Raw genomic sequence first — 24,329 nt, 5'->3', positions numbered from 1 at the left:
GATGACTCGCAACCGGAGCTAAACAGCTCCGGCTGGGGAGCTTCGGCAGACAGGAGGCCACCTTTGCGGGCGGCCTCCTGCATTTGTGGTGTACGTCAGTAGGGGTTGGGTTGGTTGCTGAGAATCTCTTTGCCTCCGCTCTGCGCGATGAAGTATGTCTTGCCGGGGAGTTTGGGGAGCGGTTCGCTCAGGTCCTGCCAGAGGAAGACGCGGCGGGTGTCGTCGGTCCATTTGAGCGAGAGGGAGAAGGTGTCCTCGAAGATAGGCGGGGCGTCGGGGAAGTAGCTGCCGTACCAGAGGTTGGACGAGCGGCCCTCGTAGATGTGGATGTCGTTGCGGCGGAGGTAGAAGCCGAGGGTGCTGGCGGCCTCGTACTCGCCGTGGATGACGATGACGTCGCCGCGCTTGATCTCGGGCGCGATGGCGTCGGCGAGCTGCTTTGAGGTGAGGACGGGGGAGAAGGTCCGCAGGCCGAGGTGCGCGGCGAGCAGGAAGACGAAGGCTCCGGCGGCGAGGGCGAGGTTGGCGGCGTGGGGACGGTAGTCGCGGCGCAGGAGCCAGGCGGCAAGCGTTCCGCCAAAGAGCCCGATGGCGGTGAGGACGAGTGGAGTGCGAAAGGCTCCCATGGCCTGGGCGTTGAGGTCTAGGAAATGGCCGAAGGAGAGCGCGTAGTCGCCGGGGTTCTGCTTGAGGAGGCTGGCGAGGTCGGTGTTGGGGCTGGGGGGTTGCGTGTGGATGACGAAGAATCCGGCGGCGAGCGCGGCGACGGAGCCGAAGACGAGCATGACGACGGCGATGCGCTGCCCGGAGGCGGTGAGAGGGTTGGGGACGGAGAAGGATTCGGCTTCGTCGGCCTCGTCGTTGAGCCACGCGGCGATGAGCAGGATGAGCGCGGGGAGCGCGGGGAGGACGTAGTACTCCTGGCGGGTGGAGAGCGAGAAAAAGAGCAACGGGACGGCGGCCCATATGCCGAGAAGCAGGAGAGTCGATTGCTGCGGATCAAGGGAGACGCGCATGAAGCCCTTGCGCCAGGGAACCCGTCCGACAGCGTGGAAGACAAAGGCGCTCCAGGGCATGAGCCAGACGAGGAGGAGTCCCCAGAAGAGGAGCAGCGGGACGGTGTCGTAGTCGCGGGGGACGCGGAGGTTGAGGTAGCGGAGGAGGTGTTCGTTGACGAAGTAGAACCAGAACCAGCCGTGGACGTTTCCGTCGCTGGGGAGTGGGACGTTCCAGTGGCCGTGGGAGAAGGTGATGCTTCCGGGGCTTCCCTGCGTGGGGTTGGCGAGGCCGATGAGGTAGTGCCACGGCGCGGCGATGGCTAAGAAGATGGCGGTGCTGGTGACGGGATGGAAGCTGAGGAGGCGTGCGAACGCTCCGCGCAGGCCGCGGATGAGGAGAAGGTGCGCGGCGACGATGGCGATGGGGAAGACGATGCCGATGAGCCCCTTGGTGAGAACGTTGAGGGCGCAGCAGGCGGCAAAGGCGAAGCAGAGGAGGCGGTTGGGGGGAGCGGTGGAGTCGCCGGATATTCTGCGAAACCCAGGTCTCAGAGGCGAGACCTGGGGCACCCGGTTTTGTGGCGCGCTGGAGGGTACCTGGTTTTGTGGCTGGTCTTGCTGTTCTGTAAGCCAGTAGCAGAGGAGGGCGAGGGTGAGCCAGAGGCACACCATTGCGTCGGGGATGGCGATGCGGGTGAAGATGAAGATTCCGAAGCTGGAGAGGAGGATGAGGCCGGCGTAGAGGCCAGCGCGGTGGCCGGAGGTCGGTTGCTCAGGACTGCCGGATTGCTCAGGGCTGCCGAAGGCCCGGTGGGCGAAGAGTTCCACCGCGAACGCGAGCGCGAGGACGGTGAGGGCGAGTGGGAGTCGCGCTGCGGCGGTCTCGGTGCCGAACAGTTTGAAGCTTGCGGCCATGCTCCAGTAGAGGAGCGGGGCCTTCTCGAGGTAGCGGATGCCGTTGGCGTAGAGGGTGGTCCAGTCGTGGCGGAGGAGCATCTCGCGGGAGACCTCGGCGTGGACGGAATCGGCGTCGTCGAGCAGCGGCGGCGTGAGCAGCGCGAAGCTGCAGTAGAAGAAGAGCCAGAGGGCGAAGAGGATGAGGCGGTTGCGGCGCGTCGGGGTGAGCGTCAGAGGCACGTGACCAGTGTATTGCGCGACCGCGGATTGACGCGGATAGGCACGGATCAAAGGCAACTCGGTGTTGGGCCTTTTTCTTTATCCGTGTGTCTCCGTGTCGATCTGTGGTTGAGTTGGTGTGGCGGCGGAGCAGGTTTGTCGTAGACTCAGGCTGACTGATGATGCGTGATCTGGTTCAAGTGAATGGTGTTGCCGGGCCTCCGGCGGAGCTGATCTTTGGGGACTGGTACCCGGCGCTGCGTGTGAGCGGGCTGCGAAGGGGGAAGATGACGCGCGCGTTGCTGCTGGGCGTTCCTCTGGTGCTGGGCAGGAAGAACGATGGGAAGCTGTTTGCGATGCGTGATCTCTGTCCGCATCGTGGGATTCCGCTGTCGGCGGGGTGGTTCGACGGCGAGACCGTGCAGTGCAAGTATCACGGCTGGAAGTTTGAGCCGTGCTCCGGGCAGTGCAGGGAGATTCCTTCGCTCACGAAACACGAGTCGCTGGAGCCGGGGAAGATCTACGCGGGCGCGTATCCGTGCGAGGAGCGCGATGGGTATGCGTGGGTGTACCTGCCTGAGCCGGGCACGGGACGCGCGGGCGAGGCGCTGCCTCCGGTGCCGGAGTTGCCTAAGTTCTCGGAGAAGTATCGCAGCGCGCACCTGGTGGCTGACCTGCCGTGCAACGTGGACCACGGGATCATCGGGCTGATGGACCCGGCGCATGGACCGTTTGTGCATCAGGCGTGGTGGTGGCGGAGCAAGGCGAGCATCCACGAGAAGGAGAAGACCTTCGAGCCGATCCCGCAGGGGTTCAGGATGTCGTCGCACGCTCCGAGCGCGAACTCGGCGCCGTACAAGCTGCTGGGCGTGTACGGCGAGCCGATTACAACGACGATCGACTTTGTGTTGCCGAACCGGCGTTATGAGACGATCCGGGCGGGAAGCAAGTGGTTCGCCAGCCTGACGACGGTGACTCCGGTGACGCCTTCGACGTGCAGGATCGATGTGATTGCGGCGTGGAACATCTTCTATCGCGTGCCATTTGTAACTTCCATCGCTACGTTTTTCGGCGCGCGTTTTGTCCGGCAGGACCAGCAGACGATGATCGAGCAAGCCGAGGGGCTGCGGTTTCATCCGGGGCTGATGTTGATCGACGACGCGGACAAGCCGGCGAAGTGGTACTTCGCGCTGAAGCAGGCGAGGATGAAGGGGACTGGCGAGCATCCGTTGACCGGGCCGGTGACGCTGCACTGGAGGAGCTGAGGCGATGGGCGAATGAGGTCGCCGGAAAATCGCGAAGGCGAGTTAGCCCTGTCCTCTGAGGCGGTCCTGCTGCTTGGGATTGTGGCGGGGTTCTGCTGGTTTGCGCTGCTTGTCTTCTCGCACACGGCGACGCTGGACTTTTCGGCGCTGTACGCGGCGGGTGGGCTGATCGTCGAGGGACATCGGCGGCAGCTCTTCGATCTGGCGACGCAGGCTGAGTTTCAGCGCAGAGTTCTTGGCATGCCGGCGCCGCTGCCATTTCTTCACCTTGCTTATGAGGCTTTGATCTTCGCTCCGCTGGCCCTGCTGCCGTTTCGGCTTGCGCTGTGGGTGTGGAGGCTGATGTGCCTTGCAATGCTTGTTGGGTCGTGCCGCTCGCTGGGTGAGGTGTTTTATGCCCGGCGACGGGACATCGCTCTGCTTGCGCTGGCGCTCTTTCCTGTTGCGTTGGCCATTGTGCAGGGACAGGATTCGGTTCTGTTGCTGCTGCTGTTTTCCGGCGCACTTGTGGCGGTGGAGCGCAGGAAGGACGGGCTCGGCGGAGCGCTGCTGGGGTGCGCCTTGTTCAAGCCGCAGCTTGTGCTTCCCCTTGCCGTGATCCTTGTGTTGAAGCGAGGTGCGCGTTTTGCCTGGGGCTTGCTCGCTGCGTGCGTGGCGTGCGTGCTTCTCAGCCTGGCTATCACCGGTATGCGGGGCTGGCATGAGATGGTGGACCTGATGCGTTATGCAGGCTCGGCCGCGGGGGAGGAGATCGGTGCGACATCATGGGCCCGGCCGAATCTGCGTGGGTTGCTTGACCTGTTGGGGATGAACGCGAAGACGACCGTGGAGTTGGCCGTGGCGCTGTCCGCGATTCTTCTGCTGGCGGTGGCTTGGCGGTTACGCAATTGCAGCGATGCTCGCAGCCTGTTTCCGCCGATGATCGCGCTTACCCTGATCGTGAGCCTGAACGTGAACCTGCATGACTTCACGCTGCTGCTGATCCCGGTGATGGCGATGCTGGAGACGGGAACGCGGCGGGCTTATCTTTGCGTGGGAGCGTGCTTCTGTATGCCGGTGCTTATGTTTATGGGGCACCTTGTTTTCTTTGTGCTGCTGGTTGCTGTTCTGGTGGTTACGGTGACGGCGCCGCTGACTGAGGAAAGACAACAACGTGCGGTCAACACTTGAGTTCTACCAGCGCCGCGCCGTACGGTCAGAACGTGCGGACGCCCTGTTCGGTGACGAGCTGGTCGACCTTGATGCTCATTGCTTCGCCCAGTTTCTTGAAGCCCTCTTTCCATTCGTCGGTCCAGTAGTTGGCTCCGCCGCGGCGGAGAAGGTCGTTCCAGATGTTCTGGGCCTGCCAGAAGTTGACCTCGAAGGGCAACGCTCGCAGCGTGGTGGCGATGACGACGGCCTCGTCGAGCGCGCTGCTCATTGTGTTGTCCCCGGAGGCCGCGGCCTCAAGCCGAATCATCGCGCGCTTCATGCGCTGGCCGCCGATGTAGCTGAACTGCTGCGCGTTGAGCTCGATCTGGTTGTGCTCAGCGCGGGCGACCAGATCAGCGATGAGATCGGCGTTGAAGGGCTCGGCGTCGAGGGCGTGGCGCAGGCTGGAATTAATGGCGTAGTTGGCCGCGATGGCGAGCGCGGGCGGCGGCGTCATGCCGGTCTCGGTGAGGAAGTCGAGCAGCGAGGCGTGGTCCTCGTAGATCTTGCGCAGTGAGTCCTCGGTCTCGGCGAGGGTCTGGTTGAGGATGATCTGGACGATGCGGTGCTGCTCGTCGGTGAAGAGCGAGGTGAGCGAGTAGCCGGTGGTTCCGTGGAGGCCGTTGTCGTGGTCCGTGGCCCGGCGCGGGCCGAAGAAGCGGTCGATGAGGCGGATGACCTCGGGGAGGTTCGCGCGGCGGGTGGCGGAGCGGACGTCGGCCGAGAAGGTGGCGAAGGCGGCGAGCTCCTGCTCGGCGGCGGGGTTGAAACGGCGGACGGCGGCGGAGAGGTTCTGGTCGCCGAGGTGAAGGACGGCGAAGCTGATCTCCTCTTCTTCCTCGGTGACGCGCGAACGGATGCGTGCGCGGCCGAGGGCGACGCGTCCGCGGCCGGAGCTGAAGACCTCGTGGCTCTCGCGGTGGACATCGAAGCAGAAGATCTCGCCGTCTTCAGGGTAGGGCCGGAAGATGGAGCTGATGGCGTAGTGCGCGCCGACCTGATCGAGGCCGATCTTCATTCCTGTGACGTAGCGGCGGTAGACTTCGGCGCCGTCGCCGATCTCGGAGATGTTGCTCTTGCCCTCGGAGAGGATGGCGAGGAACTGGTCCTCGAGGTCGGCTCCGGGTTCGCCGAAGAGACGCTCGGCGAGCTGGAGGACGCGGCCGGCGTAGGCGATGACCTGTGCGGTCTCGATGCCGGAGATCTCGTCGAAGAACCAGCCGCAGGAGGTGTACATGAGCTGGGTGTGGCGTTCGAGCTCCATGAGTTCGAGCGCGGTGATGCGCTCTTCCTGCGAGAGCTCGTGGCGCTGGTGCGTGGTGAAGAATCTGTCGACACTGGGCTGGGAGCGGTCGAGGATGACCTGGATGTAGGCGTCGCGTGCAGCCCAGAGGTCCCGGAAGAGCTCGGCGGAGAGCTTTTCGGCGAGCGGCGTGACCGCGTCGCGGAGCGTGTCAAGGGCCTGGCGGAGCGGGGCGCGCCACTGCTGGTTCCAGCCGGGCTTGCCGCTGTTGCAGCCGCAGTCGGAGCGCCAGCGCTCAACGCCGTGGAAGCAGCTCCACGAGGTGTCCTCGACGATTTCGGCCTGCCACTCGGGGGGGAACTTCGCGAGGAACTGGCCGTAGTTGGTGAGCCGCGCGAGGTGGTTCTCCTCGATGTGGCGCATGGCGTAAGAGAGCGCCATCTCGCCGTGCCGGTGGTGGTGGCCGTAGCTTTCGCCGTCGGTTGCGACGTGCGAGAGCTGGGCGCGGTGAGCTCCGTCCGGAGTGAAGGTGGAGGTGAGGCGCGTGGCGAAATCCACGCCCGAGTTGAGCAGGCCCTCGAAGGCGATGGCGCGGGAGCCGGGGCCATCGTAGAAGTAGACGGCGATGCTGCGGCCTTCGTCGAGCGGGACGAGGTAGGGGCGCGTGGTGTCGACGGTGGCGTCAGGGGTTTCGATCCAGGCGGTTCCGGCGGAGATGTGGCCGATCTCGCCGACGGCGGGCGGAGTTGCGGTTGTGTCTCCCATCTTCGGCGATGCGACTCCCGGGGCAGGCGCGGGGATGGGCCGGATGCGCGCGCACTGGTGCGGAGCGAGGATGGTGAACTTGATTCCCTCCTGCGCGAGGAGGTCGAGAACCTTGCGGTTGACGGCGGTCTCGGCCAGCCACATGCCCTCGGGCTTGCGGCCAAAGCGGAACTTGAAGTCGGCGATGCCCCAGCGGATCTGCGTGCGTGCGTCGCGCTCATTGGCCAGCGGCATGATGATGTGGTTGTAGCCCTGCGCCATGGCAGAGCCGTGTCCTCCGTATCGCTCTGCGGAGACCTGGTCGGCGTCGAGGATCATCCGGTAGGTGCGGGGGGCGTTGTCGTTGAGCCAGCTCAGCAGCGTGGGGCCGAAGTTGTAGCTCATCCGCGCGTAGTTGTTGACGATGCGGATGATGAGGTTGTCGCTGTCAGTAATGCGCGAGGCCCCGTTGGGGGCGTAGCACTCGGCGGTGATGCGGTCGTTCCAGTCGTGATAGGGCGCGGCGGAGTCCTGCACCTCGACGGTCTCGAGCCAGGGGTTCTCGCGGGGCGGCTGGTAGAAGTGGCCGTGGACACAGACGAAGCGCTCGGACTGCGGTTGCGGCTGGGGCTTCGCGTGGGCTCGGGACTTAGCCATGGTGCTCTCAGAGTTCTTCAGTGTTCTTAGACTCCTCGCGATAGAGGATAGGCTGGACGCGGTAATGCAGCAACGCGACGAATGGGGGATGTGAGGTTGCGGGACCCTGATGGCTTAGATTCATTGCAGCGCCAACGGTTTGCCTCCGGAGGTGTCTCCGGGGCTTTCCCCGGGACGCCGGCGGCCGGGATGGAGACGGAGATCGAGGAGAGTGCTGAGAGCGATGGCGAGCAGGTAGGTGGCGATGTCTTTGAAGGAGAAGAAGCGGCCGAGGATGAGTCGACCGGCGAGGGTAAGTCGGAAGGCGTCGATGGTGGACTGGGGCACGAGGCGGGAGAATTCGACGGCAAGTGCGCTTGCGGTTGAGATGGCCGCGAGTGCTTTCGGAAAGAGCGTTGGTAAGAGTGCTGCGATGAACCAGTAGAGCGCGACCGCCCAGAGGAAGGAGCCGAGATACTTCGAGAAGAACCACGGCAGATGGAGCGGGGCGTAGCGGACGGCTATACCGATGGGGACCGTAATCAGCAGGAAGACGAGTGCAGTGAGTGAGCGTCGCGAGCTGGAGATAGTGGCGCGCCTGTTTGTGATCAGGCGCGCCCTCTGAAGATCAGGGTCGGGTGCCGAGGGAGTTGTTGGCGACGGCGTAAGAGAGCGGTGTGACGACTGGCTTCGTCACGCCGATGAGCTGGATGAGCTTATTCGAACCGAGGAGCCAAATGTTGCCGGAGCCATCAAATGCAAGGTCAAGCGGGGCTCCCGGGAAGGAAAAGGTAGTGCCGCCGGCGTATGTGATGCTTCCACTGGAAATCTTGTAGCTTTGCAGGGTGTAGGTTGTTGTGGAACCGCTGGTGGTGCTGGTCATAAACCAGGCGTGGCTCTTGCCGTCGATTGCCATCGCAATTCCGGCAGTGGAGCCTGTGTTGACCGGTGAGCCTGGGACAGCGGTCCCGGCGCTGGTAATCGCTCCGAAAGACCCATCGGAGTTGAGGAACCAAAGGTTGGAGGAAGAGTCAAAGGCCATACCGACCGGGCTGGAGACTCCACCCGCGGAAATGGGCGAAGAGGGGCTGGCGACTCCGGCGGACGAGAACACGCTAAAGCCAGTTGTGCCCGCGTTGCCGACCCAGGCGTTGCCTGCGGGATCAAAGGCGATGGGGCTGAGGCTTCCATGATTAAGGCCGCCTCCTGTATAGGCTGCGTTGTAGGCACCGGCGGAAGAGAACTGGACAAGGCTCGTGACCGAGCCGTTCAGTGTTGGGACCCAGAAACGGCCAGTGGGGTCGAAAGCAAGGAGGCTCGGGGTGTTGAGTGTGGGGCTGGAGCTTGAAGCTCCGGTAATGAAGGTCCCGGAGTTGGTGAAGCCGCTAATGGTGTTGCCTCCATTGTTGGCGGCCCAGACGTTGCCGGAGGTATCAATGGCGATGCCGGTCGGGCTATTGAGACTGGAGTCGGTGTAGCCGCCTGCGGGAGATAGTGCGACGCCAAGCGGGCTGAATTTGGAGAGCGACGGAGTGTTGTTGGTGGTCCAGATGTTGCCCGAGCCGTCGATGGCGAGATGCTGCGCGCCATTGATTCCGCCGCCGTTGAAGGCGATCGAAACGATGAAATCGCTGGGAGCGGAGGTGAGGCTGGGATTGAAGGGGGGCGAAGGAGGTACGAGGCTGTAGAGATTGGCGACATTGGTCAGCGGGTTGTGCGCGATATTGATGGCTGCCATCGCTGTATCCGTCGGCGTTGTCGAAGGGTTGCCACCGCTGGGAGCGTAGTTGAAGAGTGAGCTGCATGCAGTGCTGGAGGGGCCGGTGGAGTTGATGCAAGCAGAGAGAATGTTTGCCAGAGTATTGATGTCGGCCTGGGGAACGCTTCCGTTGCCTCCGGGCGTCGTGGTGTAGGCTGTGCCGGTGGCGATGTTCGCAAGGTTCGAGGCGGTTGCAAAGGCGTTGGCGATTCCGGTTTTGGCGAGCGGCGTTCCGGAGCTGGCGACGTGAGTGGGGTCGCTGGCGAATCCGAGAAACGCATAGGCGGCCGCGACTGTGGTGACTTCGTTGATAGAGACAAAGGGAACCGAACCTGAGAAGTTGCCTGAAGCGGGGCAGGTGCCGAGGACCGCCATCAGTCCGGCGGCGGAGTTGGGGCCAGCGCCGGGGTTACCGCCGAGCGCATACAGGTAGGCCTGGTCGCCGGCCGTGCAGGTGTAGTCGCCAGTGATGCTGAAGTTGCCGTTTGCGTCGGTGGTGACGTAGGTGCCGATGGAGTCAGTTGCGGCTCCGGCGGCAGAGCTGTTGAGGAGGCTGACCGAGGCGTTCCCGTAGGCGGTAGTATCGGACCGGAACAGGTAGACGTGAGAGCCGGAAATGGGCTGCTGTCCCCCGTGGACGTTGCCGTGGATGCTGCGGCCTGTGGCAGGGGTGGAGGTCGTCGCGGTGTTGTTGAGCGAACAACCACTAAGCAGAAGAGATACGGCAAGCGCGGAGCAGAGAGCAGGAATGCGCAAAGGGGACTCCCTTAGAGGAGATTTTTTTGAAAATGGAAAGGAAGGGCCCGGGACAAGTGTAACGGCATCACTGTACTAGCCATCGATTTTGCTGGGCAAGCAATTTACGCGTAAAGGTAGCTGAATAGATACGGCGGCGTTTTGGCGCTTTATGGCAGCTTCACTCCGGTTGTTTATATTTGCCGTTGGCGAGGTCGCAGGCTCGCCAGAGGTACCAGCTTGCGACGGAGCGCCAGGGCTCCCAGCGTCTTGCTCGCTTGTGCATCACGTCGGGTTTGGGAAGAAGATCGGGTGTGACCTTCTGGGTGGGCTTGAGGCTGAGGAAGGTGAGCGCGAAGCCTTTGCGGACGCCGTAGTCGGCGACGGGAAAGATGTCGGGGCGGCCGAGGCGGAAGATGAGCAGCATCTCAACGGTCCAGCGGCCGATGCCGCGCACCTGGGTGAGGTGCTCGATGATGTCCTCGTCGGACATGCGGCGGATGCGCGCGAGTGTGGGCACCGTTCCGTCGAGGGTCTTGGCGGCGAGATCGCGGAGCGCGAGGCTCTTGTTGTGCGAGAGTCCGGCGGCGCGGAGCTGCTCGTTGGGAGCGTCGAGAAGATGCTGCGCGTCGAAGTGCCCCTTGCCGTGAGTGGGGTGGAAGCTCTCAACGAGGCGGCGATGGATGGTGGCGGCGGCCTTGCCGTGGAGCTGCTGATAGATGATGGACTCGACCAGCGCCTCAAAGGGCGAGAGTGTGCTCGAAAGCCGCATGGTGAAAGGGCCGGCGCGCTGGATGAGCTTACCGAGTTTTGGGTCGGCGGCGGAGAGTTCGGTGAGTGCGAGGGCGGCATCGTACTGCGGGGCGCGCGGGCGGGCGATGGGACGAGGCATGTGGATGACGGTAGCAGAGGCGGGCATCTGCTGCGAATGTCTCCGAGGTGGAAACTCGGACTTAAACGGTTCGCATTTACAAGTGCGATACCCATCTGGCAGGGTGGATATGTTGTAGTGGTCGAGCTCCTGAAGGCAGGCAGATACGAGATATTGTGCAGCTAATGTTTTCGCGTGTTTCGATAATCGATTTTCAGGCGCAAAAACAGTTGCGAGTATCGCACGACCTCTTTCGAGGAGTGTTTTCCGACTGCTATACTCGGAATTCCTGAGAGAAGGAAGTTTTATTTGACGCAGCGTTGACCGCAGAAGTAACCCCGCCGGAATGGAATCGCCCTCCCGATACAGTTTCGGCAAGACTATAGCCTAAGTAGCACGATCTGAATTTCACCTCACCGGCTACAAGCCAGGTAAAAGAAGAGGAAGCAGGAAAGCACTCATGGCGCAAGTTTTTGACCGCAGTTCGAACGCGCTGGCCAGGATGAGCCTTGTCTTGACGGGCCTGATCGTCATCGCGCTCGGTGTAACGCTGGACCAGTTGCAACGGTCGCCGTGGGTGACCAAGCAGGGCCAGCGGCCGGACCAGCCGATTCCTTTCAGCCACAAGCACCACGTCGAAGGCCTTGGGCTGCAGTGTCAGTACTGTCACACGTCTGTCGAGAAGAGCTCGTATGCGGGCATTCCTCCGACGAAGACCTGTATTAACTGTCACGCGCAGATCTGGACCAACGCCGATTACCTGGAGCCGGTCCGGCAGAGCTGGGCTACGGGCGCGTCGATCCAGTGGATTCGGGTGCACGACCTTCCGGACTTCGTCTACTTCAATCACGAGATTCACGTGAACAAGGGCATCGGCTGCGCCAGCTGCCACGGCAGAGTGGACGAGATGCCGCTGATGTACCAGGAAAACACCTTGCAGATGGAGTGGTGTCTGAACTGCCATCGCAATCCCGCGGCGAACCTGAGGCCGACCTCCGAGATCTACAACATGGCATGGGCTGGTCCTTCGAGCGACAAGCCGGTGTGGTGCGGCTCGACCGGTAAGGCCGGACCGACGGCTGGAGCTGTGAGCTGCACGACGACTGACCCGAGCAAGGGCGGGCCTGAGCTGGCGGCGCTGCAGGCCGGTCCGGCGGCGGGTGGAGCGCAGGCTGTGAGCGATGCTCCCGCAGCGGCGATCGCGGTTCCGGCGAGCTACACGAAGTTCACCAATCAGATGGATCTGGGCAAGTACCTGACGGCGCAGTATCACATCCGCACCCCGAACGAGCTGTCCAGCTGCGAGACGTGCCACCGATGAAGACGACCGGAATGAATACGACTGGGATTGGAACAGAGCAGACGATGGCCGAGACACCCGCAAAGATGGAAGCTCAGGTCGTGACCGAGATTGCCCCGGCGAAGGCGAGGATGACCCTCGCCGAGGTCCAGGAAAAGCTGAACGGCAAGACAGGTCGGCGGTTCTGGAAGAGTCTGGATGATTTGGCTGAGACTCCCGCTTTCCAGGAGATGATGCAGCAGGAGTTCCCGCGGCAGTCGACCGAGTGGGTCGACGCGGTGAGCCGGCGCGGCTTCCTGAAGGTGATGGGCGCGTCGATGGCTCTGGCCGGACTTGCCGGTTGCACCAAGCAGCCCGACGAGCCGATCTATCCCTATGTGAAGCAGCCGGAGGACTTGGTCCTCGGCAAGCCGATGCACTTCGCGACGGCGCACCCGTTCCCGACGGGCGCGATTCCGGTGCTGGTAAAGTCGGACTCGTTCCGTCCGATCAAGGTGGACGGCAACCCGGAGCACCCGGTCTCGAAGGGCAAGTCGGACGCCTTCACGCAGGCCACGCTGCTTGATCTGTACGATCCGGATCGCTCGCCCGCTGTGCGGAATCGTGGGGAGCGCTCGAGCTGGGCAGACTTCCAGAACACCTTTGCCACTGCCGTGAAGAAGACCGGCAATGGGCAGGGCGTGTACTTCCTGAGCGAGACCATTACCTCTCCCACGGCAGCCGCACAGTGGAAGCAGGTGCAGGCTAAGTTCCCGCAGGCGAAGCTGGTGCAGTGGGAGCCGGTAAACCAGGACTCTTCGCGTACGGCCTCCAAGTTGGCCTTCGGCGGCTACACCGACGCGCGGTACAAGCTTGAGGAAGCTGATGTGATCCTCTCGCTCGACGCAGATTTCCTCGGCGGCATCGCGCATCCGGGCTTCCTGCCCCTGGCTGCGGCTTACGCTGAGCGGCATCGCTACGAAGAAGACAAGACGATGAACCGGCTGTACGTCGTCGAGACGATGCCGACGGTCACGGGTTTCCGCGCCGAGCACAGGCTGGCGTTGAAACCAAGCCAGTTAGCGCAGTTTGCCGATGCCCTGGTCTTCGGGACAGCTCCGCAGGGCCTGACAGCGGACCAGCAGAAGTTCTTCAATGCGCTGCTTGCGGACCTCAAGAAGAATCCGGGCCGAGCTGTTGTGATTCCGGGTGAGCAGGCTCCGGCTTCGGTGCACGCCGCGGCTTATGCGCTGAACACACTGATCGGCGCAGTGGGCAAGACGGTCGTCTACACCGAGACGGTGAATCCGCTGCCGACCGAGCAGGGTGCCGACCTGAAGGCCCTGGTGGCCGACATGAACGCGGGCAAGGTGCAGTGGCTTGTGATTCTGGGCGTCAACCCGATCTACTCGGCGCCGGGGGACCTCGGCTTTGAGAGCGCATTCGACAAGGTTCCGGTGACAGTGCATCTCGGCTCGCACGTGGATGAGACGGGCGCGATCGCGACGTGGCACGTCAATAAGGCGCACTACCTCGAGAGCTGGTCGGATGCGCGTGCCTACGACGGCACGATCACGATCATCCAGCCGATGATCGATCCGCTGTATGGCGGCAAGACTGTGCATGACGTCTTCCAGTCGCTTCTGGACAACCCGCAGGCCTCGGCCTACGACGCGGTGATGGCCAACGCGAAGACCTACATCAAGGGCGACTTTGCCGCAGGCTGGCGCAAGGCGCTGCACGATGGCTGGGTTGCGGACACGGCATTTACGGCGAAGGCTGGAGTTCCGGCGAGGGTCACTTCACTGCCGGCCAGCGTGCCTTCCTCGGCGAGCGGCTATGAGGTCTCGTTCCGCCCTGACCCGTCGCTGTATGACGGGCGTTACTCCAACGTCGGCTGGCTGCAGGAGCTTCCCAAGCAGGTCACGAACCTGAGCTGGGACAACGCTGCGCTGATGAGCATGGGCACGATGGCAGACCTGAAGGTCGAGGAGACCGAGCTGGTTGAGCTGAACCTCGACGGCCGCAAGGTCGTGGCTCCGGTCTTGATGGTTCCGGGTCATCCTGACGGCGCGATTACTGTGCATCTCGGCTTTGGCCGTCGCGAGGCGGGCCGTGTGGGCTCGGGCGTCGGCTTCGATGCCTACAAGCTGCGCACCTCGGGCGCGCTGCTCTCGGCTGCGGGAGTGACGGCGACGAAGGTCTCGGGCACCTACGACCTCTGCGTCACCAAGGTCCACAACGTCGAGCATCGTGGCGCATTCGCACAGCACGATCTCGAAAAGCCGCTCTCTGACACGGAAGGGACCTACTCGCTGGCCGGACATGAGGCAATGGAGCGGTCGATCATCCGCTACGCCACGGTCGAAGAGGCGAAGAAGAACCCGAAGTTCGCCGAGGACGGCGCCAGCGGCACGCTGGTCAACAAGGTTGGCTACGGTCCGCAGGGCGAGGCTCCGAAGCACGACGAGAGCTTCTTCCCTGACGCATGGAGCTACAAGAAGACCGATCCTTCGACCCTGAAGGTACAGAACGCGTGGGGTATGTCGATCGATATGAACTCCTGCGTCGGCTGCAACGCCTGCATCGTAAGCTGCTACGCGGAGAACAACATCCCCGTCGTCGGGCGCGAGCAGGTGAAGGTTGGCCGCAACATGCAGTGGCTGCGCATCGACACCTACTTCGAGGGCGATCTGCATGCTCCGAAGGCGCACTTCCAGCCAATGGCCTGTCAGCACTGCGAGAACGCGGGCTGCGAGCAGGTCTGCCCGGTGGGTGCGACGGTGCATACGCCGGAGGGCCTGAACTCGATGGTCTACAACCGCTGCGTGGGCACGAGGTACTGCTCGAACAACTGCCCGTACAAGGTCCGCAGGTTCAACTTCCTGCTGTACTCGGACTTCGACACCGAGAGCCTCAAGTTCATGCGCAACCCCGACGTCACGGTCCGCTCGCGCGGCGTGATGGAGAAGTGCACCTACTGCGTGCAGCGCATCGAAGCGGCCAAGATCACCGCCGACAAGGAGAACCGCGAGGTTCGCGACGGCGAGATCGTGACGGCGTGCCAGCAGGCCTGCCCGACCGACGCCATCGTCTTCGGCAACATCAACGACAAGGGCAGCAAGGTATCGAAGCGCAAGGAGACCGAGCGCGACTACCAGGTGCTGACCGACCTGAACTATCGTCCACGCACAACCTACACGGCTGGCGTCATCAACCCGAACCCGGAGCTGGCATAAATGGCGACCAAAACTCCCATCAATGACCCGATGATTGACCCGCGTACAGGCGAGTACGCGGTCATCACGCCGGGGCATACCTTCAAGTCGGTGACGCAGAAACTCGCCGGCCTGGTGCTGACGTCGAACACTCCGCTGGGCTGGTTCTTTGGCCTGATCGTGGCGGCCGGCATCGCGCAGGGCGTGGTGATCGGGTGCACGTGGCTGTTTTTGAAGGGCGTCGGAATCTGGGGCGTCACGATGCCGGGCGCCTGGGGATTCGCAATCATCAACTTTGTGTGGTGGATCGGTATCGGCCACGCCGGTACGCTGATCTCGGCCATTCTCCTGCTGTTCAAGCAGACGTGGCGCAACTCGATCAACCGCTTCGCCGAAGCGATGACGATCTTCGCCGTGGTCTGCGCCGGCATGTTCCCGCTGATCCACGTCGGCCGCCCGTGGGTGAGCTACTGGCTGTTCCCTTACCCGAACACGATGAACGTCTGGCCGCAGTTCCGCTCGCCGCTGGCGTGGGACGTTTTCGCGGTCTCGACCTACGCGACGATCTCGATTGTCTTCTGGTATATGGGCATGATCCCGGACTTCGGGACGCTGCGCGACCGCGCGAAGATGCCGTTCGCCAAGTACTTCTACGGCCTGCTCTCGCTGGGCTGGCGCGGATCGACGCGGCACTGGATCCGGTTTGAGACGGCTTCCCTACTGCTGGCGGGCCTTTCGACGCCGCTGGTGCTCTCTGTACATACGGTCATCAGCTTCGACTTCGCTGTGGCGGCGCTTGCAGGGTGGCACACGACGATCTTTCCGCCCTACTTCGTCGCCGGCGCTGTGTACTCCGGCTTCGCGATGGTTCTGACGCTGGCGATTCCGATCCGCAAGTTCTACCACCTGGAAGACCTGGTGACGCTGCGCCACCTGGACAACATGGCGAAGGTCATGCTGGCGACGGGCTCGATCGTGGCCTACGGGTACGGCATGGAGGTCTTCATGAGCTGGTACTCGGCCAGCCACTGGGAGTTCTTCATGATGTGGAACCGTATGTTCGGGCCGATGGGCTGGGCGTACTGGATCCTGATCCTGACCAATATCGCGATCCCGCTGACCACGCTGTGGTCGCGCAAGCTGCGCGTGAATGTGGGATACCTGTTCTTCCTGTCGTTCGTCGTAAACACGGGCATGTGGTTTGAGCGATTCGTCATCGTTGTGACCAGCCTCTATCGCGAGTACCTGCCGTCGAGCTGGGGAACCTACACGGCGACGAAGTGGGACTACATGATCTTCATTGGAACGTGGGGTCTGTTTACCTTCCTGTTCCTCCTGTTTGTCCGGTTCCTTCCCATGATTCCGATGTCGGAGATCCGGATGATGCTGCCGCATACCAAGATCACGCGTCGCGGAGCAAATGCTGAGACCGTAAGCGAGGAGCTGACCTAATGCCGCCGAGAGAGGGAATCTACGGAATGCTGGCGGAGTTCAATACTCCGAGCGAGCTGGTGCATGCGACCGAAGAGGCTCGCCGCGCAGGATACCGGCGCATGGAGTGCTACACGCCTTATCCGGTGGAAGAGGCAGCCGAGGCGTTGCACTTCCACAAAAACCGCGTGCCTCTGGTCTGCCTGCTGGGCGGGTTGATGGGCGTGACGACGGCGTTCCTGATGGAGACATGGATCTCGGTGTGGTCCTATCCGCTGAATATCGCGGGGCGTCCGCTGTTCTCGTGGCCGGCGTTCATCATTCCGGCGTACGAGTGGACGATTCTGTTTGCGGGGCTTTCGGCTTGCTTCGGGATGATCGCGTTGAACGGGCTTCCGCAGCTCTATCATCCGGTCTTCAACGCGCCCAACTTCCGCAACGGCGCGACGTCGGACAAGTTCTTCCTCTGCCTGGAGGCGACGGACCCGCAGTTTTCGCCTACTGGGACGAGGGCGTTTCTTGAGCAGTTCGAGGCGGTCTCAGTGGTGGAGGTCGACCACTAATGCGAAGTGCAGAGAATAGGGAACAGGGAGTAGGGAGTAGCGTGCTGAAACTCAACAAACTCGCGGGATTTGGTGCGATGGCGGCGACTTTGGTTCTCGCCGGATGCCGGCAGGACATGCACGACCAGCCGAAGTTCTTCCCGCAGCGCGGCACCTCCTTTTACGCTGACGGCCGCTCGGTGCGTCCGCAGGTGGCCAACACCGTGGCTCGCAACCAGCTCCACGAGAACTCGTACTTCTACACCGGTTTGGTCGACGGCAAGGAGGGCAACGAGATGCCCTTCCCGGTGACGCTGCAGGTGCTCCAGCGGGGGCAGGAGCGGTACAACGTGTACTGCACGCCTTGTCACTCGCGCGTGGGCAACGGCGCGGGAATGATTGTCGAGCGTGGCTACGCGCAGGCGGGAAATTTTCACACGGCACGGCTTGAGGCCGCTCCGCTGGGGCACTTCTTCAACGTCATCAGCAATGGCTACGGTGCGATGCCTGACTACTCGGCGCAGGTGGCCCCCGCAGACCGCTGGGCCATCGTCGCGTACATCAAGGCGCTGCAGTTGAGCCAGAATGCAACCGAAGCGGACGTCGCGCCGGGAGCTCACGTCGAGTCGATGAAGAATATCGCCGACCGCGAGGGTCTGCCTGAGTCCTTCGCCGGGGAGTGGACCGTTCCTGCAACCGCAGTGACGGGCACGCCCGACGGTCAACCCCTGGTCCTTCCCTCCCCGGGCGCCGGAGCGTCGGGCAAGGGAGCGGCGCCGGCCGCAGCCAAGACTCCGGCCGCAGCAGCACAGCAGCAATAACCTCGGAAGCTTCCGAATGAAGGCTTGAAACGCATGTCACTTGGACACGAACATCACGGAGACGCAGGGCACCACGATCAATACGGTCCCCGTCCGCTTCCCGACTCGCTTGCGCCGCCCGAGGTGATCTCGGCATGGCGGACCCGGCTGCTGATGGTTGCCGTCGCAGGCGTGGTGCTGTCGATTCCCTTCCTCTTCGTTTCGGGCGGGCGCACCCACCTGCTGCGTGCCTACCTGCTGGGCTACATGATCTGCTTCGGCTTTGCGGGCGGCGGCCTTGCGATGCTGATGCTGCAGTATGTCTCCGGCGGCAAGTGGGGCCTGGTGCTGCGGCGGCCGCTCGAGGCCATGTCGCGCACACTCTGGCTGGTGGCTGCGATGCTGGTCCCGGTGCTGGTGCTTATGAAGCACCTCTACCAGTGGGCGGCGTACCCCAATGCGCAGGCGACCGCGTGGGCTTTCGCGCACGGTATCATGAGCAAGGAGCAGCAGCTCACGGCCAATGCCAAGCACGCGATGCTGAGCCCCGGTCCGGCAATCGTCCAGTCGGTGTTCATCTTCGCGGTCCTGCTGACCTTCATGACGCTCCTGAACAAGTGGTCGCTGCAGCGCGACGCCGACCCGGCGGCCGGCACGCAGACGAGCTTCGATCGCTGGCGCGTCAAGTTTGAGAACCTGTCGGGCATCGGCATCCTGATCTTCGTGATCCTGATGACCGATGGCGCGATCCTCTGGATAAAGTCGCTGGACGTAACTTGGTACTCGTCGATCTATGGGCTGCAGTTCCTGGTCGGTGAGGGCTATCAGGTGCTGGCGCTGGGGATCCTGACTGTGATCCTGCTCTCGCGCTACGAGCCGATGAAGACGCTGCTGCGCGTCACCGAGCAGCACGACCTCGGCAAGTTTACTTTCGCGTTTGTGATGCTGAACATCTATCTCTGCTTCGCGGAGTTCCTGATCATCTGGTCGGGCAACATCCCGGACGAGATTCCCTGGTATCTCGCGCGCATCCACGGCGGCTGGTGGACCATCTGTTCGCTGGACTTCATCTGCCACTGGCTGATTCCCTTCTGCCTGTTACTGTCGCGCGATCTGAAGCGCAACAAGAAGAAGATGATCTGGCTGACGTCGTTCATGCTCTTCGCGCGCTGCCTGGATATGTTCTGGCTGATCGAGCCGAACTTCGCCGACGCGGCCGGCAACCTGCACATTACCAACAACCTCGGGATCCTTGCCTACATCACGGTTCCGGTGGCGGTGCTCTCGGCCTGGGGAGCCTACTTCCTGACGCAGCTCAAGTCGCGTCCGCTGATGAACACGAACGATCCGCATCTCGAAGAGATTCTGGAGCCTGAACATGCCCACTAACGAGTACGATCTGAACAAGCACGGGGCGCATGGCGCTGACGAAAGCCCGGCTAACCCGGACTCGCCGGGCTATGAGATTACCGACGTCAATGTAAACGGCATCGTGGTGTTCCTTTCCGGACTGGTAGGTTCGCTGGTGGTCTTTTTCCTGGTCTGCTTCCTGTTGGGCAAGCTGATTAACTATCAGCTCGTCAAGTCGGACGGGCCATCGGATAAGTGGCACGAGCTTTCGTCGTTCGCTGGTGCGGCTAAGACGGGCGGCAAGCGCGAAGACCTCGCGTCCAACCCCGAGTTGCAGCAGCGTGAATTGCAGCAGATTACGAAGACCTTTCCGGCGCCGCGGCTGGACCTTGACGACGGCAACCAGGCGACGGCCGATCTGCACGCGCGCGAAGACCTGTTTCTGAACTACTACAGCAGGTCGGAGAACGAAAAGGGCATCCACATCCCGATCGAGCGTGCGATGGAGTTGATCGCGAAGCGCGGGCTTCCGGTGAACGCACATGCCACAACCGAGCCGCTGATGGCCGGCGACGCGGCCCCTGTGGTTCAGGCTCCGTTGACGGATGGATTCGCCCGCACTGGCTACGAGCTGCAGACGATTGAAGCGCGCGAGCAGAAGATGGACTTCTACCGGGCAGAGGGCGCACATGCCGAGCTGACCGGAGCGAAAGAGAAGTAAAGAATTAAGGAGAGGCTTGTTTCAGGAGTCGATATGAAGATCTGGCGGACAATTCGGGGTGGTTGGCAAGCGGCGGCTTTGGTCTGCGCGCTAGCCGTTGCGCCGCTGTCTGCTCAGGTTTCGAGCTATGGCGACAAGCAGAGCGGCGAGAACTCGGGCGATCAGTTGCCTCAGATTCTGCAGAAGGTAGGCGTCTCGCAACACCTGAACCAGCAGCTTCCGCTGGATTCGCAGTTTATCGATGAGACGGGCAAGCAGGTTAGTCTAGGAGACTACTTCGGCAAGCGCCCTGCAATTCTGACGCTGGTGTACTACAGCTGTCCGATGCTGTGCTCCGAGGAAATGGACGGTCTCTCGGGCGCGTTGGAGATGGTGCATCTCACGCCGGGCAAAGACTTCGACGTGATCGTGATCAGCATCGACCCGGGCGATACACCTGCCGACGGCGCAAAGAAGAAGGCGTACTACCTGAAGCGTTATGGGCATCCTGAGACGGCGGCAGGCTGGCACTTCCTCACCGGGCAGCGTCCGGCGATCGACGCGGTGACCGACGCAGTCGGATTCGGCTACGTTCGCGTACCGGGCCCGGACGGCAAGCTGACACAGTTTGCGCACGCCAGTTCGATTGAACTGGTTACACCCACCGGCAAGCTTGCACAGTACTACCTCGGCGTGGAGTACTCGCCCAAGGATATGCTGCTGGGGCTCGTCGAGGCCTCGGGCAACAAGATTGGTTCTCCGGTCGCGAACATCCTGACCTACTGCTATCACTATGACCCGCAGACCAACAAGCACTCGCTGATCGTCGCGCGCGTGGTGCAGCTTGGCGGAATGGTCACGGTGGCAGGTCTGGGCGGATTCATGTTCCTGATGTTCCGCAAGGATTTGAAGCTTGGGCGCGACCACGATTTGACGAAGAAAGAGAATGGATAAAGGGTAACGATGCATATCAGTCCCGTACTGTGGCAATTTCTGATGAAGTGGCTCACGAGCTCGGCGCTGTTTCCGCGCGAGGCGTCGACGATTGCGCCTCAAACGGATGCGCTGTACTTCTTCCTGCTCCTGATCACGGTGATCGGCCTGGTGCTGGTGGGCGGGCTGGTCTTCGGCTTTGCGATTCGCTACCGCCAGGAGAAGAGCCCGGTGGCCGAGCAGATCGAAGGCTCGACGCTGCTCGAGGCGACGTGGACCATCATCCCGCTGGCCCTGTTCCTCATCTGCTTCGTGTGGGGCGCGCTTCTCTACTTCCGTATCTATAATCCGCCGACCAACGCGATGAACATCTACATCGTCGGCAAACAGTGGATGTGGAAGGCCGAGCATCCCGGCGGGCAGCACGAGATCAACGCGCTGCACGTTCCCATGGGGCAGCCGATCCAGCTGACGATGATCTCGCAGGACGTCTTCCACAGCTTCTCGATCCCCGACTTCCGCGTGAAGCGTGAGGTGATTCCGGGACGCTACTCGACGGTGTGGTTCAACGCGACCACTCCGGGCACGTACCACATCTTCTGCACGCAATACTGCGGCACCAAGCACTCGGGCATGATCGGCGAGGTGACGGTGCTGACACCGGATGACTACAAGAAGTGGACCGAGAATTCGACCAGCGGCATGTCGCTGGCGCAGAACGGCGAGCGACTGTTCGCCAGCATGGGCTGCAACGCCTGCCACTCGGGCAGCGCCGCGGCTCGCGGGCCGAACCTTGCGGGCGTCTTCGGCTCGAAGCTGCAGCTGACAAACGGCTCTGAGGTCCTGGTCAACGACGCGTATCTGCGCGATGCGATTCTGAACCCGTCGCAGCACGTGACTGCGGGCTTCGCGCCCATTATGCCCACCTACCAGGGGCAGATCAGTGAAGAGGGCCTGATCGATCTGGTGGAGTACATCAAAACCCTGCAAACCAACTACCGCGTACAGCAGACGCTGACCACGTCGGAGTCCAACCAAGCGGCGCCGATAACGCCAGGGGTGGTGAAACCATGAGCGCAACCAGTTCAACCATCGTCAACCTGCCCGACCAGACCACAGCTACCCTGCCGAAGCGGAACTACATCAACGCTGAGGACGGCATGCTGAGCTGGCTGCTGACTGGCGACCACAAGCGCATCGCGATCCTGTACCTGATCTCGATCACGTTCTTCTTCTTTATCGGTGGCGCGTTCGCGGGCCTGATTCGTCTGGAGCTGCTGACCCCTCAGCCTGACCTGGTGGCGTCGGACACCTACAACAAGCTCTTCTCGATGCACGGCATCGTGATGATCTTCCTATTCCTGGTGCCATCGGTTCCGGCGACGATCGGCAACTTTGTGCTGCCCATCATGATCGGCGCAAAGGACCTGGCCTTCCCGAAGATTAACCTGTTGAGCTGGTACCTGTATTGGATCGGCGGTCTCTTTACGCTGGCCGCACTCGTTCTCGGCGGCGTCGACACAGGCTGGACCTTCACGACTCCGCTCTCGACGCACTACCTGAACACGCACGTGGTCACTGCCGGGCTGGGAGTCTTCATCATCGGGTTCTCCTCCATCTTCACGGGTCTCAACTTCATCGTGACGATTCACAGGATGCGCGCGCCTGGCATGACGTGGTTCCGCCTGCCGCTGTTTGTGTGGTCCAACTACGCGGCCTCGATCCTGATGGTGCTCGGAACTCCGGTCCTGGCCATCACCCTGGTCCTTGTGGTGCTTGAGCGCACAATCGGCATCGGCGTCTTCGACCCGACCAAGGGCGGCGACCCTCTGCTCTTCCAGCACCTCTTCTGGTTCTACTCGCATCCCGCGGTCTACATCATGATTCTTCCGGGCATGGGCGTGATCTCGGAGGTCATCTCGACCTTCAGCAGGAAGCGCGTGTTTGGCTATACAGCGGTCGCATTCTCCTCGGTGGCCATTGCGCTGTTTGCGTTCTTCGTCTGGGCGCACCACATGTTCATCATGGGCGTCTCGAACTACTCGGCGCTGGTGTTCTCGCTGCTGACGATGCTGGTGGCCGTCCCTTCGGCGATCAAGGTCTTCAACTGGTCCTTCACGATGCAGAAGGGCTCCGTCACCTTTGAGACGCCGATGCTGTATGCGTTCGGCTTCCTCGGGCTGTTCACCATCGGCGGCATGACAGGCGTCTTCCTTGGCTCGCTGGGCATGGACATTCACCTGACTGAGACGTACTTCATCGTGGCGCACTTCCACTTTGTGATGGTGGGCGGTATGCTCATGGCGTTCCTGGCGGGGATCCACTTCTGGTGGCCGAAGATGACGGGCCGGATGTATCCGGAGTCGCTGTCGAAGCTGGCCGCGGTGACGACGTTCATCGGCTTCAACCTGACCTTCCTGCCGCAGTTTGTCCTGGGTTACCTTGGCATGCCGCGCCGCTACCATGCGTACCCGCCGGAGTTCCAGGTGCTGAATGTGCTGTCGACGGCTGGCGCGACAGTGCTGGGCGTGGGCTACCTGCTTCCGCTGCTGTATCTGGGCTGGTCGCTGAAGTATGGCGCTATTGCAGGCAACAACCCGTGGCAGGCCACCGGGCTCGAGTGGCAGATTCAGTCTCCGCCGCTGACCGAGAACTTCATCGAGACGCCGGTCGTGGATTACGAGGCTTACGACTACGAGTGGCTGGCCAACAAGACCCAAAATGAGGTGACGACCGTTGGATAACGCGACTACTGTAGTAGCAATGCAACCTCCCGCCGCCGTCGACGAGCACGAACACGTCTCGCTGCCGCAGCACCGTCATCATTTCGAGACGGAGGAGCAGCAGCGCGAGGCCGGCACATTCGGCATGTGGCTCTTCCTGCTGACGGAGATCATGTTCTTCGGTGGGCTGTTCTTTTCGTACTTGTTGTACCGCAACTGGTACAACCCGGCCTTCGTAGCGGCGTCGAACCAGCTGAGCATACCGCTGGGCACGGCCAACACGGCAGTGCTGATCACGTCAGGCTTTTTCATGGCGCTTGCAGTGTGGGCAGCCGAAATGAAGAAGAAGAGCCTGTTGGTGCTCTTCCTGGTTCTGACAACACTCTTCGGCGTGGTCTTCCTTGGCGTGAAGTACTTCGAGTACAAGGAGAAGTGGGAGAAGCACCACATTCCTGGCGAGCACTTCGACATCTCGGAGTTCGTCAATCCTCCAAGGGACGTGAAGACGGGCAAGCTTGTTGAAGAGCCGCTGCCTCCGGATATGGCGCAGAAGACGCAGGTGTTCTTCTCGCTGTACTTCGCGATGACCGGAATGCACGCGCTGCACATGATCATCGGCGTTGGGTTGCTGCTATGGTTGATCCCACGGTCGCAGCGGGGTGACTTTACCGCGGGGTACGTGGCTCCGATAGAAAACTTCGCGTTGTACTGGCACTTCGTCGATATTGTGTGGATCTTCCTTTTCCCGCTGCTGTACCTGATCAACCGACACCCCGTTTAGCGCCTCCCGGCGTG

18 protein-coding genes are annotated in these 24,329 nt (G+C 62.2%); 13 read left to right on the top strand and 5 right to left on the bottom strand.

Annotated features, from left to right (window positions below):
- Window positions 1–95: 95 nt before the first annotated feature.
- Window positions 96–2,192, bottom strand: coding sequence for an ArnT family glycosyltransferase (locus OHL16_RS09015; RefSeq protein ID WP_317891052.1), 2,097 nt, complete (start codon window positions 2,190–2,192; stop codon window positions 96–98).
- 101 nt (window positions 2,193–2,293) lie between these two features.
- Between OHL16_RS09015 and OHL16_RS09010 the strand changes: the two genes are divergently transcribed.
- Complete coding sequence (locus OHL16_RS09010) at window positions 2,294–3,379, top strand: Rieske 2Fe-2S domain-containing protein (RefSeq protein ID WP_263366778.1); 1,086 nt, start codon at window positions 2,294–2,296, stop codon at window positions 3,377–3,379.
- A 12-nt stretch (window positions 3,380–3,391) separates the two neighbouring features.
- Window positions 3,392–4,549 (top strand): glycosyltransferase family 87 protein, encoded by a 1,158-nt coding sequence (locus OHL16_RS09005; RefSeq protein ID WP_263366777.1) that lies wholly within the window; start codon window positions 3,392–3,394, stop codon window positions 4,547–4,549.
- A gap of 25 nt (window positions 4,550–4,574) precedes the next feature.
- On the opposite strand, the gene OHL16_RS09000 is transcribed toward OHL16_RS09005, so the two are convergent.
- The 4 genes from OHL16_RS09000 to OHL16_RS08985 all read right to left on the bottom strand — a co-directional run bounded on the left by OHL16_RS09000 (window position 4,575) and on the right by OHL16_RS08985 (window position 10,579).
- A complete protein-coding gene (locus OHL16_RS09000; protein WP_263366776.1) occupies window positions 4,575–7,214 on the bottom strand; it encodes a DUF3536 domain-containing protein in 2,640 nt (879 codons plus the stop codon).
- Window positions 7,215–7,334: 120 nt separating this feature from the next.
- Entirely contained in the window at window positions 7,335–7,691 is a 357-nt protein-coding gene (locus tag OHL16_RS08995; protein ID WP_263367441.1) for a ribosomal maturation YjgA family protein, read from the bottom strand.
- A 130-nt stretch (window positions 7,692–7,821) separates the two neighbouring features.
- A complete protein-coding gene (locus OHL16_RS08990; RefSeq protein ID WP_263366775.1) occupies window positions 7,822–9,708 on the bottom strand; it encodes an NHL repeat-containing protein in 1,887 nt (628 codons plus the stop codon).
- A 160-nt stretch (window positions 9,709–9,868) separates the two neighbouring features.
- Window positions 9,869–10,579, bottom strand: a complete 711-nt coding sequence (locus tag OHL16_RS08985) for a DNA-3-methyladenine glycosylase family protein (RefSeq protein WP_263367439.1) — start codon at window positions 10,577–10,579, stop codon at window positions 9,869–9,871.
- Window positions 10,580–11,018: 439 nt separating this feature from the next.
- On the opposite strand from OHL16_RS08985, the gene OHL16_RS08980 reads away from it, so the two are divergent.
- From OHL16_RS08980 to OHL16_RS08930, 11 genes are read left to right on the top strand one after another with little or no spacing between them, the layout of a single operon-like run.
- On the top strand, window positions 11,019–11,879 hold the full coding sequence (locus OHL16_RS08980; protein ID WP_263366774.1) for a cytochrome c3 family protein: 861 nt from the start codon (window positions 11,019–11,021) through the stop codon (window positions 11,877–11,879).
- Complete coding sequence (locus OHL16_RS08975; protein WP_263366773.1) at window positions 11,876–15,076, top strand: TAT-variant-translocated molybdopterin oxidoreductase; 3,201 nt, start codon at window positions 11,876–11,878, stop codon at window positions 15,074–15,076. The genes OHL16_RS08980 and OHL16_RS08975 overlap by 4 nt, the downstream gene beginning before the upstream one ends.
- Window positions 15,077–16,507 (top strand): NrfD/PsrC family molybdoenzyme membrane anchor subunit, encoded by a 1,431-nt coding sequence (nrfD, locus tag OHL16_RS08970; protein WP_263366772.1) that lies wholly within the window; start codon window positions 15,077–15,079, stop codon window positions 16,505–16,507. It begins immediately after the preceding gene.
- Window positions 16,507–17,049, top strand: a complete 543-nt coding sequence (locus tag OHL16_RS08965) for a DUF3341 domain-containing protein (protein ID WP_263366771.1) — start codon at window positions 16,507–16,509, stop codon at window positions 17,047–17,049. Before nrfD ends, OHL16_RS08965 begins: the two co-directional genes overlap by 1 nt.
- Complete coding sequence (locus tag OHL16_RS08960; RefSeq protein ID WP_263366770.1) at window positions 17,049–17,849, top strand: c-type cytochrome; 801 nt, start codon at window positions 17,049–17,051, stop codon at window positions 17,847–17,849. The genes OHL16_RS08965 and OHL16_RS08960 overlap by 1 nt, the downstream gene beginning before the upstream one ends.
- Before the next feature lie 33 nt (window positions 17,850–17,882).
- The gene (locus OHL16_RS08955) at window positions 17,883–19,217 is read left to right on the top strand and encodes a hypothetical protein (protein WP_263366769.1); all 1,335 of its coding nucleotides are present in this window, start codon (window positions 17,883–17,885) and stop codon (window positions 19,215–19,217) included.
- A complete protein-coding gene (locus OHL16_RS08950) occupies window positions 19,207–19,899 on the top strand; it encodes a hypothetical protein (protein ID WP_263366768.1) in 693 nt (230 codons plus the stop codon). Before OHL16_RS08955 ends, OHL16_RS08950 begins: the two co-directional genes overlap by 11 nt.
- Window positions 19,900–19,932: 33 nt before the next feature.
- Entirely contained in the window at window positions 19,933–20,832 is a 900-nt protein-coding gene (locus OHL16_RS08945; protein ID WP_263366767.1) for an SCO family protein, read from the top strand.
- A gap of 9 nt (window positions 20,833–20,841) precedes the next feature.
- Entirely contained in the window at window positions 20,842–21,885 is a 1,044-nt protein-coding gene (gene coxB / locus OHL16_RS08940) for a cytochrome c oxidase subunit II (RefSeq protein WP_263366766.1), read from the top strand.
- Window positions 21,882–23,555, top strand: coding sequence for a cytochrome c oxidase subunit I (locus tag OHL16_RS08935; protein WP_263366765.1), 1,674 nt, complete (start codon window positions 21,882–21,884; stop codon window positions 23,553–23,555). Before coxB ends, OHL16_RS08935 begins: the two co-directional genes overlap by 4 nt.
- Window positions 23,548–24,315 (top strand): cytochrome c oxidase subunit 3 family protein, encoded by a 768-nt coding sequence (locus OHL16_RS08930; protein WP_396127167.1) that lies wholly within the window; start codon window positions 23,548–23,550, stop codon window positions 24,313–24,315. Before OHL16_RS08935 ends, OHL16_RS08930 begins: the two co-directional genes overlap by 8 nt.
- The last annotated feature ends 14 nt before the right edge of the window (window positions 24,316–24,329 follow it).

The sequence above is a fragment of the Edaphobacter bradus genome (assembly GCF_025685645.1).
GTDB lineage: Bacteria > Acidobacteriota > Terriglobia > Terriglobales > Acidobacteriaceae > Edaphobacter > Edaphobacter bradus.
Note: the sequence above shows the minus strand (reverse complement) of the source record. Positions and strands in the feature narration are given on the sequence as shown.